Here is a 12,832-nt window from a genome sequence, read left to right as displayed (position 1 = left end):
CCGGGTCACCCGCCGGATGCGCCGCGCGACTTCGCCCTCAGCGCAACGCCAGCAGCGGCGACCTGGGGCGCGGTCCGCGTACCGTAGATGTCGTGCCTGATATTCCGTTCGGTTTCGCGCTTCCGGGTGGGCAACCACCAGACCCCAACGATCCCGCGCAGATGCAGCAGTTCATGTCGCAGTTGCAGCACCTGCTCTCCGCGCCGGGCAGCGGGCCGGTCAACTGGGACCTGGCCCGGCAGGTAGCAGCCAGCCAGCTCGCGGCCGCCGGTGACCCGGCGGTGTCGATGTACGAGCGCAACGCGGTCGAGGAGGCGTTGCGCCTTGCCGACCTGTGGTTGGAGCCCGCCTCGGCGTGGCCCTCCGGCATCCAGAACCCCGTTGCGTGGAACCGCAACGAGTGGATCTTCAAGACGCTGGACGTGTGGCGCAAGCTGTGCGACCCGGTCGCCAGCCGGATGGTCGGCGCGATGGGCGACCTGGTGCCACCGGAGGCCCGCGCCCAGCTCGGCCCGATGCAGTCGATGGTGGCCTCCCTCGGTGGCGCGCTCTTCGGCGGCCAGCTGGGCCAGGCCCTCGGTTCGCTCGCCGCGGAGGTGCTCTCCGCCGGCGACATCGGGCTGCCGCTCGGCCCGGCCGGCACGGCCGCGCTGATCCCGGCCAACATCCGGGCGTACGGCGAGGGCCTGGAGCTGCCCGAGGACGAGGTCCGCCTCTACGTGGCGCTGCGCGAGGCCGCCCACCAGCGGCTGTTCCAGCACGTCCCGTGGCTGCGTGGGCATGTGCTCAGCGCTGTCGAGATGTACGCCTCGGGCATCCGGGTCAACCGGGAGGCGATCGAGGAGGCGATGGGCCGGGTCGACCCGACCGACCCCGAGTCGATGCAGGCGATCGCTCTGGAGGGCATCTTCACGCCGGAGGACACCCCGGCGCAGAAGGCCTCACTGGCCCGCCTGGAGACCGCACTCGCACTGGTCGAGGGCTGGGTGTGCCACGTCGTGGACAGCGCCGCCAGCGACCGGCTGCCCAACGTCGTCCGGCTGGGCGAGGCGTTCCGCCGTCGCCGGGCCGCCGGCGGTCCCGCCGAGCAGACCTTCGCCGCGCTGGTCGGTCTGGAACTGCGCCCCCGCCGACTGCGCGAGGCCGCGGCGCTCTGGGCCGCGCTCACCCAGCACCGGGGCATCGAGGGCCGCGACGCCGTCTGGGGCCACCCGGACCTGCTCCCGTCGGACGACGACTTTGCCGATCCGGTCGCCTTCGCGATGAACGACATGGACCTCAGCGAGCTGGACAGCTTCGACTTCACCGCCCCCGGCGGCGTGGAGGAGAAGGCCCCCGGCCAGCCGGATGAGCCGGGTCGGTCCGGTCCGTCGGGTCAGTCCGGTCCGTCCGACGAGACCGACGGCGAGGGCGACGCCAAGGCCTGACGCCCGCGCATCGACGGCCTGCGCCGCGGGTGCCCGCAGATCGACAGCGGGCACCCGCGGCGCGTTCGTCGGTGCCGCCGGTTCAGGTGGTTCGGCCCGACCCGGAGAGCAGGGCGCGGGTCGCTTCCCAACCCTCGAAGGCCGGGTCCAGCGTGGCCAGGTCGGCAGGGCCGCGCAGTCGTCGCCAACCGGTGGTGACCGCCACGTCACCCGGGCGCGGGGCGTTGGCGCGCGCCTCAGCCGGCGTCGCAGTGTCCAGTGCCAGCGTCGGCAGCCAGTCCGGCGCGGGCAGTCGTACCGCGACCCCGAGCAGACCCGGGCCGCCGCCCTCGACCGGGGCCACCGCGACCGGCCGGCTGGTGAGTGGGCGGAGCAGCTTGCCGACGGTCAGTGCGGGCAGGTCAGGCACGTCACTGACCAGCACGGCCGCTTGGTCGTACCCCTCCAGCGCGGCGAAGACGGCGTTCGGTGTCGGCTCGGCCACCTCGTACACCGCCGTGCCGGGCCACACCAGGGCATCGGCCAGAGCCCGGTCGGCCGGGGTCACGGCGACCGCGACCTCCACCTCGTTGAGCGTGGCGAACAGGTCGATCACGTCTTCCGCGAGAGCCGCTCGCCACTGCACCAGGTCGACGCCGGGCGGCGACCAGTGCACCGGCCCGAGCAACGCCACCACCACCCGTCGCGCCATCCCCCGACCCTAGCGCCCCACCCGACACTGCCACCCGACCCGCCTGGCTGGGCGAGGCTGGCGACATGATCGACTCGGTTTCATTGAAGTCGCGGTGTCCCGGAGCCTCCAACAGCGCGGCATTCAGGAACGCGGCGCCCCGGCTCGGCGCGGGGATGTGGGATCAGGTGGGCAGCGGTGCGCAGGAGGAAGCGGCGGCGACCCCTTCGAGGTAGCCGCGGGCGCGTTCCGACTTGGGGTAGCGACCGACCAACGCCCAGAACCGGGCGTTGTGGCTGGGCACGATGAGGTGCGCCAACTCGTGCAGCAACACGTAGTCGATCACCCATTCGGGCATCTCCTGGACGCGGTGCGAGATTCGGATGCTGCGGTCTGCCGGCGTGCAGGAGCCCCACCTGCCGTTCTGGTTGGTGACCCACCGGACACTGGCCGGCACCGCTTTCGTGGCGTACCCGGCGAGGTAGAGGTCGATGAGCCGGTTGGCGCGGGCCAGCAGTTCGCCGTCGGAGCGGGCGAGGCGCCCCTCCCGGGCGGCGAGCCGGGCGAGCATCCGGTCGACCCACTCGCTCTCCTCGGCACGGGAGAACTGGTCGGGGATGAGGACGACCACTCGCTCACCGTCACGGTACGCGGACACCGTGCGTCGCCGACGCTGGCTGCGCCGCACCTCGACGACCGGCTTGCGCGTCCCCGCCATCACTGGCCCGCGCAGCCTCGACTACGTGTCACGAAGGAAAGCTAATGCCCACTGACCAGGGGTCCGCAAGAGTCAACCGCACGACACGCGCCCAGAAAATGATGATTGGTCGCTAGGCGTCCCGAAAATTTCTTGACCGCAGCGCCATCGCGCCATCTCGTCACCCTTGGTGAACGGCGATGGCGCCTGTGCGCGGCACGTCCCCACCGTAGGTGATCACCGTCCCGGATGCGCTGCGGGGGCACTCGCACGGGTGGCTGTGGGGGTTTGGTCGGCGTGTCCCCGCCAAACTGACTTATCCGACCTATTTCGCCATGCACACTCTCGACGTCGACTTGCTCACAGTGTCGATGCACAGCTGACATGGAACTGCCCAGACCTGGGTAGGGTCCGCGGACCAGCGGTCACGAAGGTGGCCGCGGAGTGAGACCCAGCGCCGGCGCCCCGTGTGGCCCGCCGCAGGGCACCCCGCCGGAACGGCATTGACCGGCGGACGAGACGAGGAGGGCACCGTGGCCGACCAGGCCCAGACGACCTACAACGGTTACTGCGTGAAGTGCAAGGAGAAGCGGGACTTCGAGGGGCACGTCGAGGTCTCGAAGACCGGAATGAACATGGCCAAGGGCAAGTGTCCGGTATGCGGTACAACAGTGAACCGCATCCTGGGCAAGGCCAAGGTCTGACCCGAACGGGTGAACGGGGGTGGGGTGGCCGGTGGCCATCCCACCCCCGTTGCCGATCGGGAGTTCGGTGCCACCGGCGGCGGTAGCCCTGTCGGATGCACCGACAACAGAAGCCCTGTCGGGTGGCCGACAACAGGCGCGAGGGGCTGTGGAAAACCCGTCAAATCCTGTGGATAGCGCTGGACAGCGGCCTGGCCGCCTGTGGACAACGATCGACCGAACGCGAAGATGCGGTCACGATTCGTGACCATGAGCCGTACCGCACTGCCCCGCCCCACCCTGCTGCCCGGCCTCAGCCGGCTCTGGCGGGACCGGCACACCCTCCAGCTCGGCGTCGGCCCTGGGCCGGCCGTCCTCCTGGAGTTGGCGAACCCCCGCGCCGCCCACCTGCTCGACCTGCTCGACGGCACCCGCAGCGAGCGCACCGTGCTGGCCCAGGCGGCGGCCGCCCAGGTCAGCGCCGACGACGCGCGTACCCTGCTCGACACCCTGCGGGCCGCCGGCCTGTTGGTGCCCGCGCACAGCCTGCTCCCCCGTGACCTGACCGGCCCGGTCCGTGCCCGGCTCGCGGCGGAGGCCGGCGCGCTGGCCCTGGCCACCGCCCGACTGCCCGGCAGCCCCGCGCAGGTCCTGCGTCGGCGGCGGGCGGCCCGCGTCCTGCTCAACGGCGCCGGCGCGCTCGGCGGGCCGCTGACGGTGGCGTTGGCCCAGTCCGGCGTGGGGCAGGTGGTTCCCCAGCTCACCGGCCCGGTACGCCCCGTCGACCTGATTGGCACCGGCATCCCCGCCAGCGAACTCGGTCACCCGCTGGCACCGGCGGTGCGAGCTGCGGTCAACCGCGTCGCACCGGGCACCGGCACCCACCCCAGCCGCGCCGGGCGGATCGACCTGGTGATCCAGCTCGGCACGGATCGGCCTCCCGCGCTGCTCGCCGCCGGCCTCGCCCAGCGCCGGCAGCCGCACCTGCTGGTCACGCTGCGAGAGGGCGTACCGGTGATCGGGCCGTTGGTCCGCCCACCCGTCGGACCCTGCCTGCACTGCGTCGAGCTGCACCGGGCCGACCGCGACCCGGACTGGCCCCGGCTCGCCGCGCAACTTGCCGCCGCCGACCCGGTGGCCGCCGGAACGACCGGCACGCTGCTCGCCGCGTGCGGGTACGCGCTGGCCGAGGCGCTGACGCAGCTGGACGGCGGCCAGCCGGAGACGCTGGGTAGCGCCATGGAGATCACCGGTGCCGGCCGTTTCCGTCGTCGGGGTTGGCCGCCACACCCAGCTTGTGGGTGCTCGCGGAGCCGTGTGTCCGCACCAGCCCAGCCGCAGAGCAGCAGCGGGGCCCTCCGGTCGGTAACAATGACCGAGTGACCGACATCCCGCGCCGCGCCGTGTCCCGCACCGCCAAGCTCGCCGCCCTGCCGCTCGGCTTCGCCGGCCGGACCGTTCTCGGGATGGGGAAGCGCGTCACCGGGCTGGCCTCCGACGTGATCTCCGCGGAGATTCAGCAGCGCACCGCCGAGCAGCTGTTCAGCGTGCTGGGCCAGCTCAAGGGCGGGGCGATGAAGTTCGGCCAGGCGCTGTCGGTCTTCGAGGCCGCATTGCCGGAGGAGATCGCCGCGCCCTACCGGCAGGCACTGACGAAGTTGCAGGAGGCGGCCCCGCCGCTGCCGGTCGCCAGCGTGCACAAGGTGCTGACCGAGCAGCTCGGCCCCGACTGGCGGGACCTGTTCGTCGAGTTCAACGACGTCCCGGCCGCCGCCGCCAGCATCGGCCAGGTGCACCGGGCGCGGTGGCGCGAGCCGGGCTTCGACGAGTCGGGCGAACCGAACAGCCGCGACGTGGCGGTCAAGATCCAGTATCCGGGGGCCGGCGACGCCCTGCTCGCCGACCTCAAGCAGCTCTCCCGACTGGGCGGAATGTTCCGGGCCATTCAGCCTGGCCTGGACGTCAAGCCGCTCCTGGCCGAGCTGCGCGAACGGATCACCGAGGAGTTGGACTACGAGTTGGAGGCCGAGTCGCAGCGCACCTTCGCCGCCGCGTACGCCGACGACCCGGAGATCTACATCCCGGAGGTGATCAACGCCTCGCCCCGGGTGCTGGTCACCGAATGGGTGACGGGCACCCCGCTGGCCGACATCATCCGCGAGGGCACCGAGGAGGACCGGGACGAGGCGGGCCGGTTGATGGCCACCCTGCACCTGTCCGCGCCGCAGCGGGCCGGGTTGCTGCACGCCGACCCGCACCCGGGAAACTTCCGGCTGCTGCCCGACGGCCGACTCGGGGTGATCGACTTCGGTGCTGTGGCCCGGATGCCGGAGGGCACCCCGGAGCCGATCGGTCGTATCGCCGCGATGGCCCTACGCGGCGATGCCGACGAGGTTGTGGCGGGGCTGCGGTCGGAGGGGTTCATCGGCTCGGCCGAGGAGATCGACGCCGAGGGGGTGCTCGACTTCATCCGCCCCATGCTGGAGCCCATCGCGGCGGACGGCTTCCGGTTCACCCGGGCCTGGCTACGGGCCGAGGCGGGGCGACTGGCCAGCCCCCGCTCCCCCACGTACCAGCTGAGCAGGCAGCTCAACCTGCCACCGTCGTACCTGCTGATCCACCGGGTGACGCTCGGGTCGATCGGGGTGCTCTGCCAGTTGGAGGCGAAGGCCCCCTACCGGAGCATCCTGGAGCGCTGGCTGCCCGGCTTCGCCCCGGTCGCCTGACCACGACGAGGCCAGGTCGCCTGACGACATGGGGAAGGGCGGGTGCCGGTCGGCACCCGCCCTTCTGCGTGGAGTGGTACTAGAGAACGCCCAGGTCGCGAGCCGCCTGGTTGCGGCCGGTCATGGCGACGGTACGGGCGGATCGGGTTGCCTCAGTGCTCGTGGTGGTACGACCGGCCTGAGGCCGGCGCATTCGAGCCCGGGTCAACGCTTCGTGGAGTAGTTGCATCTCGAAGGCTCCACTCGGAACGTTCAACATCGTTTTCTCACTCACTGCCGGTGTGCCACCGGCGTAGTTGGAACGGGTCGGGAACATGTCAGGCTGCCAGCCGGACCGCGCCACGCACCTCGGACAGCCCAATGGCCGCCAAGCGCGCCTCGGCCTCGACCCGAAGCTCGGCGTCACGGGCGACGTCCTCCTTACGCGGACGGCCACGGGGCCGCTTACGCGGGACAACCGCGCCACGCTCGAAGATCTCGCCGCCCCAGACGCCCCAGGGCTCCGCTCGCTCAACGGCTCCGGCCAGGCACTCGACACGCAGCGGGCAGTCCCCGCAGAGTGACTTGGCCAGCTCGAGCTCGGTGGGCGAGTCGGAGAACCACAGGTCGGGGTCGAACTTCCGGCAGGGCAGGTTCGCCTCCATCTCGACGCTCATGTCGAGGGGGGCCAACGCCAGACTCATCTCCCGGTCACCTCTCTCTCACTTCGATCTCGTGGATCGCATTCCGACGTACTTACGGCGGGCAAAAAACTGAGGCCGCGGATCCCGGTAAGCGGGTTCCGCGGCCTCGAGGTGAGCCGGAGTCTGATGGTCAGACCGGTTTACCTCGAGGTGGAACGCCGCGGACATCCATGCGCTTCTTGGCGACCCGGATGCCATTGCCCGTGAAGCCACTGGTCCCCTCGACTCCAGCGGGCGCGACGGTCAGGATCAGCTCGGCCTGAACCTGGTGCACCTGCGGAACCGACGGTTGTGCAGCCGCGAGGGCCACCCGGACAGCCGACAGCGGAGCGCAGACAGACGGCATCGCCGTCAGACGCTCATAGGTGAAGATCTTCACGGGACCCACCTCCCTCACGTTCCTCGAATCGACTGGACCGACCCCGTGAGCAGCCGGAATGGCGCCGCTCGCGTGGTGTGTTCTGAGGCTATTCCTCGCGCCGGGGCGAGGGCAAACGAATTTACGACGAGATTTCGAAAGTTTTCTCCGGGCAGACATCGTCCACCCCGGCACCGGCCACGAGTGCCAGCACCGACTCGCCGTAGAGGCCCAGCTTGCGCGGGCCGATACCGGCGATGGCGATCAACTCTTCCGACCGGCCCGGTCGCCGCTCGGCCAACGCGACAAGCGTCGCGTCGGTGAAGACCACGTACGCCGGGACCTTCTGTGCACCGGCCACCCGCTGCCGCCACTCGCGCAGCCGTTCGTGCAGCTCATCGTCTATGTCGGACGGGCAGGTGGGGCAGCGGCCGAGCTTGCGGTCCGGGCCGGCGAGCAGGGTGGCGCCGCAGATCCGGCACGAGACGATCTGGGTTCGCCGCCGCTCGGGACGACCGGCCGGACCGGCGCCCCCGGTCGCCCGTTCGGTGCCGCCGGAGCGGTCCAGCTGGGGCAGGAACCGCGACGGCCGCCGGGCCCGTCCGCCCGGCGAGCGCGCGGCGGCGTACGACAGCCACAGCCACTCCCGGGCGCGGGTGATCCCGACGTAGAGCAGCCGGCGCTCCTCCTCGACCTGTTCGACGGTCTTGGCGTACGTGGTGGGCAGGGTGCCCTCGGCGAGGCCGACCAGGAAGACGGCGTCCCACTCCAACCCCTTCGCCGAGTGCAGGGACGCCAGCGTCACGCCGTCCACCGTCGGCACGTGCTGCTGGGTGGCCCGGCGCGCCAACTCCTCGGTGAAGTCGGTGAGGGTGACCTGGCGCTCCACCGAGGCGGCCTCGCCGATCGGCACGACCTCGGGGGTGACCGCGTACTCCTCGGCGAGCTGGACCAGCGCGGACAGCGCCTCCCACCGCTCGCGGGCAGCGCCGCCGGCCGGGGGCGCGTCCGGGGCCCAGCCGACGGCGGTGAGCGCCTCGACGACGGCGGCCGGCAGCGGTGTCTCCCCCGGGATCGAGCGGGTGGCGGCACGCAGCGCGACCATCGCCTGGCGCACCTCGGTCCGTTCGAAGAACCGCTCCGCGCCCTGCACGACGTACGGCACCGCGGCCTCGGTGAGCGCCTTCTCGTACGCCTCGGACTGCGCGTTGACCCGGAACAGCACGGCGATCTCCTTCGCCGGCGTGCCCGCGTCGATCAGCGCGCGGCAGCGCGCGGCCACCGCGTTCGCCTCGGCCGGCTCGTCGGTGAAGATCCGCAGGTCGGGCTCGGGGCCGGGTGGGCGCTGCCCGCTCAGCTCCAGCCGCAACCGCGCCTCGGTGCCTCGGGCCTGGGAGATCACCGCGTTGGCCAGCCCGACCACCTGCGGGGTGGAGCGGTAGTCACGGACCAGCCGCACCACTGTGGCGTTGCGGTGTCGGCGGGGAAAGTCGACCAGATACGCCGAGGTCGCCCCGGTGAACGAGTAGATCGTCTGGCTGGCGTCGCCGACCACTGTCAGGTCGTTGCGGCCGGCCAGCCAGGCCTCCAGCAACCGCTGCTGGAGTGGGTTGACGTCCTGGTACTCGTCGACCACGAAGTGCCGGTACTGGGTGCGGATCTGCTCGCCGACGTCCGAGTGCTCCTCGATGCCCCACACCGCGGCCCGCAGCATGTCCTCGAAGTCGATCACACCGTTCGACCGTTTGAGCTGCTCGTACGCGGTAAACACGTCGGCGACCTTGGTCGGCTCGTGGGGTGTGTCGCGCAGTGCCCGGGCCGCGGCCACCACGTAGTCCGTCGGCTCGACCAGCGACGACTTCGCCCACTCGATCTCGCCGGCCAGGTCACGGGCGGCGGCCCGGTCGGTACGCAGGCCGACCCGGGCGGCGGCGAGGGTGACCAGTCGTACCTTGCTGTCCAGCAGTTCGGGCATGGCGCGGCCGGCCAGCAGCCGGGGCGCGAAGTATCGCACCTGGCGCAGCGCGGCCGCGTGAAATGTTCGCGCCTGGACACCTTGCGCCCCGAGCAGAGTGAGACGGTGTCGCATCTCGGCGGCGGCGCGGGCGGTGAAGGTGACAGCGAGCACGTGCCGGGGAGAGATCTCCCCGGAGAGCGCCCGGTGGGCGATTCGGGAGGTGATCGCCCGGGTCTTGCCGGTGCCGGCGCCGGCCAGGATGCAGACCGGGCCGGCGGGTGCGGTCACGGCGGAGCGTTGCTCAGGGTCCAACCCGGCGAGCACCTGTTCCGACGCTGAGTGAACCACCACAACCAGGAATCATCTCAGCTCCTCCCAGCGTTGCAGCGAACAGGCTCGGCTTGATCCGCAAGCCGCGGCCGGAGGAGTTGGAGGATCCGAGGATGCTGACGATGTATTCCACCCCCTGGTGCGGCTACTGCCACCGGCTGAAGTCGCAGCTCGACCGGGAGGGCATCGGGTACGAGGTGGTCGACATCGAGCAGGACCCGAAGGCCGCGGATTTCGTGATGAGCGTCAACGGCGGCAACCAGACGGTGCCGACGCTGCGCTTCGCCGACGGCAGTGCCCTGACGAATCCCTCGATCACCCAGGTGAAGCAGCACCTGGAGACGCTCAACGCCTGATCTGCCGGTTCATTTTCGACGAGCGGTCGCCTCATTCGGGGCGGCCGCTCGTCGTGTTCCGGAGGGGTCACGGCGGCGGCGGTCGGCGGGTGCCGGAAGCTCGGGTCGGTCGGCGTCCTCGACCGGTCGGCGGGGCGCCGGGAGCGTCGGGCGGGTGGGCGGCGTCGGCGGGCGAGCCCCGGCCGGCGCACTCAGGTGCCGGCCCCGCCACAGGTAGCTGCCGGCGGCCAGTGTGGCGACCCCGACCAGCGCGAACAGCAGCCGGTAGTCCAGGAACCCGACCAGCAGCGCGCCCGCCCCGATGGAGAACGCCTGCGGCCCGCTGACCACCGCCTGGGTGGCCGCGGCGACCCGGCCGACCAGCGACGGCGGGGTGCGGCGCTGGATCAGCGTGTGCAGCCCCACCATCGTCAGCGGGAGCGAGACCCCGGCCAGCAGCACCGCCGCGAACCCGAGCCGCAGATCGGGGAACGCGAGCGCGAGCGCGGCCGGAGAGAAGAAGGCGACCCCCGCGGCCAGCGTGCCGACCTCTCCGAGCCGGCGGACCAGCGTCGGTGAGCAGAGTCCGCCGAGCAGACCACCGACGCCCTGCACGGTGACCAGCACGCCCACGAACGCGGCATCCCGGTTCAGCCCCTGGTCGACGTAGGCGAAGATGAGCGACTCGCTGAAGCCCATCACCAGCGACCCGAGCCCGTAGCCGAGCAGGGCACGCCGCAGGGCCGGCTCGCCGGCCAGGTGCCGCAGGCCGGCACCCAGTTCGGCCGGCCACCGCAGCCGTACTGCCGGTGGCAGCTGTTGCGGGGTGGGCAGCGCGGTGACGACCGCCGCCGCGGTCAGAAATCCGACCATGCCGATTCCGGCCAGCACCCACCCGCCGAGCGCCGCGTAGAGCGCCGCGCCCACCAGCGGGCCGACCAGTCGAATCCCCTGGCGCACTGTCTGGAGCACGCCGTTCGCGTCGGCCAGCAGCTCGACCGGCACCATCTCGCGGATGAGCCCACTGAGCGCCGCGCCGAGCGTGATGGACGAGAGTCCGTACAGGGCGGCCACCAGGTAGACGACCCAGACGTCGCCCGCGTCGTGGACGGTGAACAACGGGGCGAGCAGGGCCGCGGTCAGCACGTTCGCGGCCACGAAGAACGGGCGGCGCGGGTAGCGGTCGACAACCCAGCCGACCAGGGGCGCCAGCGTCATCGGCGCGATGACCGCGAAGATCGTGGCGCCGGCCAACCCGTTCGAGCCAGTCAGATCCTTGACCCAGATGGCGAGTGCGAGCAGCAGGATCGACTCGGCGGTCATGCTGGCCAGCAGGCCGCCGAAGAGCAGGCGGAAGTCGGGTCGGCGCAGGATCGTGCGCATGGGGTCCCTCCGGCGGGATGGCGTGCCCAGATGGGCGAGGTCGACGGGCCGCGACCGCGGGTCCGTCGTCATCCGGCATTCCCGTGGTGCGATTTTCGCAAGACACGCCCTCGCCGGAACCTCCGACACCGGTCGCGCCGTCCATACTGACCGTGGGGGGCGAATTTCATACAGTTACCGTCGCGTCTGCGGCGGTCGACGGGAAAGAGGACACTGTGCCTCCTGCCGCACCCAGCCCGATCCTGCGTCGTCGCCGGTTGGGCATCGAGCTGCGCCGCCTACGTGAGGCCGCGGGCCTCACCGGCGATCAGGTCATCGAGCGTATCGGTTGGGCCTCCGCGTCCAAACTGTCCCGCTTGGAGAACGGCCGCAGCCGACCGGACCCGCAGGACGTCGGCGACCTGCTCGACCTCTACGGCGCCGACCAGGCGCTGCACGACGAGCTGCTGGGCATCACCAACGAGGCCGGCGACATGCGCGGCTGGTTGAAGAACTTCCCGGTGATGACGCAGCAACAGCGCAGTTGGGCCGAGTTGGAGGCGGGCTGCGCGGAGATCTCCGAGTACAACCCGGTGCTGGTGCCGGGCCTGTTGCAGACCCCCGGGTACGCCCAGCTCCGGATCGTGTCGGCCCGGCAGGTGAACGCGGGCGCGGGCGAGCCGGAGCCCGGCGACGAGCCGGAGACCGAGGTGCAGGCCCGGCTGGCCCGCCAGTCGCTGCTGACCCGCGAACCGCACGCTCCCCGCTACACAGCTGTGTTGGAGGAGGCAGCTCTCGGCCGCCGGGCCGGGCCGCCGGAGGTGCTGCACGAGCAGCTGCTCCAACTCTGCGAGTTGGCGTTGCTGCCCAACGTGGCCCTGCACGTGCTGCCCCGGGAAACCCAGATCGGAAATTGGTACCTTCCGCCGACCGCCTTCTCGGTCTATCGGTTCGCCGATCCCCTCGATCCGGAGACATTGGCCATCGAAGGTGGCTTCACCGACGTCATGTCGACCGAGTCAATCACGCTAAATCGCTATAAAGTGGTGTTCGAGTGGCTATGCACGGCGGCACTTAACGCTTCGGACACCCTCTCCTGGCTGATCGAGGCGACGGGACGGCTGACCGAGGCGACGCCCCCATCCACAGTGGCGTTCGGGCCGGCAACGGCGCCGACCCAACGCCGCCGGGAATCGGGGCGACTGACGGACCGGTGATCCACGGGGGACCCTCCGTCGGGACGTGCGCACCACTCGACCCATCGGATCGCTGCACGTCAGGAGCAGAACCATGAAAGACATCCGCAACACGCCGTCCGTCTCCGCCCACTCGTTGGCGGACGCCCCGTGGCGTACCAGCACACGTAGCCAGACCTCCAACTGCGTGGAGGTTGCCCCGCTCGCCACCGGCCCGTCGGCGGTCGCCCTGCGCGACAGCAAGGACCGAGGCGGCCCGGTGCTGCTGTTCAACCGCACGGGATGGCTCGGTTTCATCACCGGGGCGAAGAAGGGCCAGTTCGATCTGAACTGATTCAGTGACTGGTACGGGGCCGTCGGCGCACTGCCGGCGGCCCCGTCGCGTCACAGGCGCCGATCTCGTCGGCT

Annotated in this window: 13 protein-coding genes; 7 read left to right on the top strand and 6 right to left on the bottom strand. The window is 71.3% G+C overall.

All coding sequences use genetic code 11. From position 1 onward, the window contains the following. Positions 1-92 precede the first annotated feature (92 nt). Positions 93-1,427, top strand: a complete 1,335-nt coding sequence (locus ACLJOK_RS30380) for a zinc-dependent metalloprotease (RefSeq protein WP_410821940.1) — start codon at positions 93-95, stop codon at positions 1,425-1,427. An 82-nt stretch (positions 1,428-1,509) separates the two neighbouring features. Here the strand turns inward: ACLJOK_RS30380 and ACLJOK_RS30375 are convergent, their stop codons facing one another. Together ACLJOK_RS30375 and ACLJOK_RS30370 are read right to left on the bottom strand one after the other, a co-directional pair. Beyond that, on the bottom strand, positions 1,510-2,118 hold the full coding sequence (locus ACLJOK_RS30375) for a hypothetical protein (protein WP_410821939.1): 609 nt from the start codon (positions 2,116-2,118) through the stop codon (positions 1,510-1,512). Positions 2,119-2,281: 163 nt separating this feature from the next. Beyond that, on the bottom strand, positions 2,282-2,815 hold the full coding sequence (locus tag ACLJOK_RS30370) for a M48 family metallopeptidase (RefSeq protein ID WP_410821938.1): 534 nt from the start codon (positions 2,813-2,815) through the stop codon (positions 2,282-2,284). Between the two features lie 512 nt (positions 2,816-3,327). Here ACLJOK_RS30370 and ACLJOK_RS30365 point away from each other — a divergent pair. The 3 genes from ACLJOK_RS30365 to ACLJOK_RS30355 all read left to right on the top strand — a co-directional run bounded on the left by ACLJOK_RS30365 (position 3,328) and on the right by ACLJOK_RS30355 (position 6,203). Continuing rightward, the gene (locus tag ACLJOK_RS30365; protein ID WP_167457767.1) at positions 3,328-3,498 is read left to right on the top strand and encodes a DUF5679 domain-containing protein; all 171 of its coding nucleotides are present in this window, start codon (positions 3,328-3,330) and stop codon (positions 3,496-3,498) included. Positions 3,499-3,747: 249 nt separating this feature from the next. Then, complete coding sequence (locus ACLJOK_RS30360) at positions 3,748-4,860, top strand: TOMM precursor leader peptide-binding protein (protein ID WP_410821937.1); 1,113 nt, start codon at positions 3,748-3,750, stop codon at positions 4,858-4,860. Beyond that, on the top strand, positions 4,857-6,203 hold the full coding sequence (locus tag ACLJOK_RS30355) for an ABC1 kinase family protein (RefSeq protein WP_410821936.1): 1,347 nt from the start codon (positions 4,857-4,859) through the stop codon (positions 6,201-6,203). The genes ACLJOK_RS30360 and ACLJOK_RS30355 overlap by 4 nt, the downstream gene beginning before the upstream one ends. A 317-nt stretch (positions 6,204-6,520) precedes the next feature. Here the strand turns inward: ACLJOK_RS30355 and ACLJOK_RS30350 are convergent, their stop codons facing one another. The 3 genes from ACLJOK_RS30350 to ACLJOK_RS30340 form a co-directional block, all read right to left on the bottom strand. Next, a complete protein-coding gene (locus tag ACLJOK_RS30350) occupies positions 6,521-6,886 on the bottom strand; it encodes a WhiB family transcriptional regulator (protein WP_410821935.1) in 366 nt (121 codons plus the stop codon). Positions 6,887-7,016: 130 nt separating this feature from the next. Then, positions 7,017-7,265 (bottom strand): hypothetical protein, encoded by a 249-nt coding sequence (locus tag ACLJOK_RS30345; protein WP_410821934.1) that lies wholly within the window; start codon positions 7,263-7,265, stop codon positions 7,017-7,019. Positions 7,266-7,386: 121 nt separating this feature from the next. Then, positions 7,387-9,552 (bottom strand): ATP-dependent DNA helicase UvrD2, encoded by a 2,166-nt coding sequence (locus ACLJOK_RS30340; protein WP_410821933.1) that lies wholly within the window; start codon positions 9,550-9,552, stop codon positions 7,387-7,389. 92 nt (positions 9,553-9,644) lie between these two features. Here ACLJOK_RS30340 and ACLJOK_RS30335 point away from each other — a divergent pair, with 92 nt between their 5' ends. Then, positions 9,645-9,887, top strand: coding sequence for a mycoredoxin (locus ACLJOK_RS30335; RefSeq protein ID WP_112681335.1), 243 nt, complete (start codon positions 9,645-9,647; stop codon positions 9,885-9,887). 9 nt (positions 9,888-9,896) lie between these two features. Here ACLJOK_RS30335 and ACLJOK_RS30330 read toward each other — a convergent pair whose 3' ends face one another. After that, complete coding sequence (locus tag ACLJOK_RS30330; protein ID WP_410821932.1) at positions 9,897-11,249, bottom strand: MFS transporter; 1,353 nt, start codon at positions 11,247-11,249, stop codon at positions 9,897-9,899. Between the two features lie 215 nt (positions 11,250-11,464). Here ACLJOK_RS30330 and ACLJOK_RS30325 point away from each other — a divergent pair, with 215 nt between their 5' ends. Together ACLJOK_RS30325 and ACLJOK_RS30320 are read left to right on the top strand one after the other, a co-directional pair. After that, complete coding sequence (locus tag ACLJOK_RS30325) at positions 11,465-12,445, top strand: helix-turn-helix domain-containing protein (RefSeq protein WP_410821931.1); 981 nt, start codon at positions 11,465-11,467, stop codon at positions 12,443-12,445. Between the two features lie 73 nt (positions 12,446-12,518). Continuing rightward, on the top strand, positions 12,519-12,758 hold the full coding sequence (locus tag ACLJOK_RS30320; RefSeq protein ID WP_410821930.1) for a DUF397 domain-containing protein: 240 nt from the start codon (positions 12,519-12,521) through the stop codon (positions 12,756-12,758). Positions 12,759-12,832 lie beyond the last annotated feature (74 nt).

The sequence above is a fragment of the Micromonospora sp. 050-3 genome (assembly GCF_046549335.1).
Lineage (GTDB): Bacteria > Actinomycetota > Actinomycetes > Mycobacteriales > Micromonosporaceae > Micromonospora > Micromonospora trifolii.
This window is presented reverse-complemented; position numbering and strand designations above follow the sequence as displayed.

Bases quoted from the DNA above. Each gene is read 5' to 3' on its own strand.
- ACLJOK_RS30330 (WP_410821932.1), bottom strand. From the start codon at position 11,249: ATGCGCACGATCCTGCGCCGACCCGACTTCCGCCTGCTCTTCGGCGGC.
- ACLJOK_RS30370 (WP_410821938.1), bottom strand. From the start codon at position 2,815: ATGGCGGGGACGCGCAAGCCGGTCGTCGAGGTGCGGCGCAGCCAGCGT.
- ACLJOK_RS30350 (WP_410821935.1), bottom strand. From the start codon at position 6,886: ATGAGTCTGGCGTTGGCCCCCCTCGACATGAGCGTCGAGATGGAGGCG.
- ACLJOK_RS30335 (WP_112681335.1), top strand. From the start codon at position 9,645: ATGCTGACGATGTATTCCACCCCCTGGTGCGGCTACTGCCACCGGCTG.
- ACLJOK_RS30360 (WP_410821937.1), top strand. From the start codon at position 3,748: ATGAGCCGTACCGCACTGCCCCGCCCCACCCTGCTGCCCGGCCTCAGC.
- ACLJOK_RS30375 (WP_410821939.1), bottom strand. From the start codon at position 2,118: ATGGCGCGACGGGTGGTGGTGGCGTTGCTCGGGCCGGTGCACTGGTCG.
- ACLJOK_RS30320 (WP_410821930.1), top strand. From the start codon at position 12,519: ATGAAAGACATCCGCAACACGCCGTCCGTCTCCGCCCACTCGTTGGCG.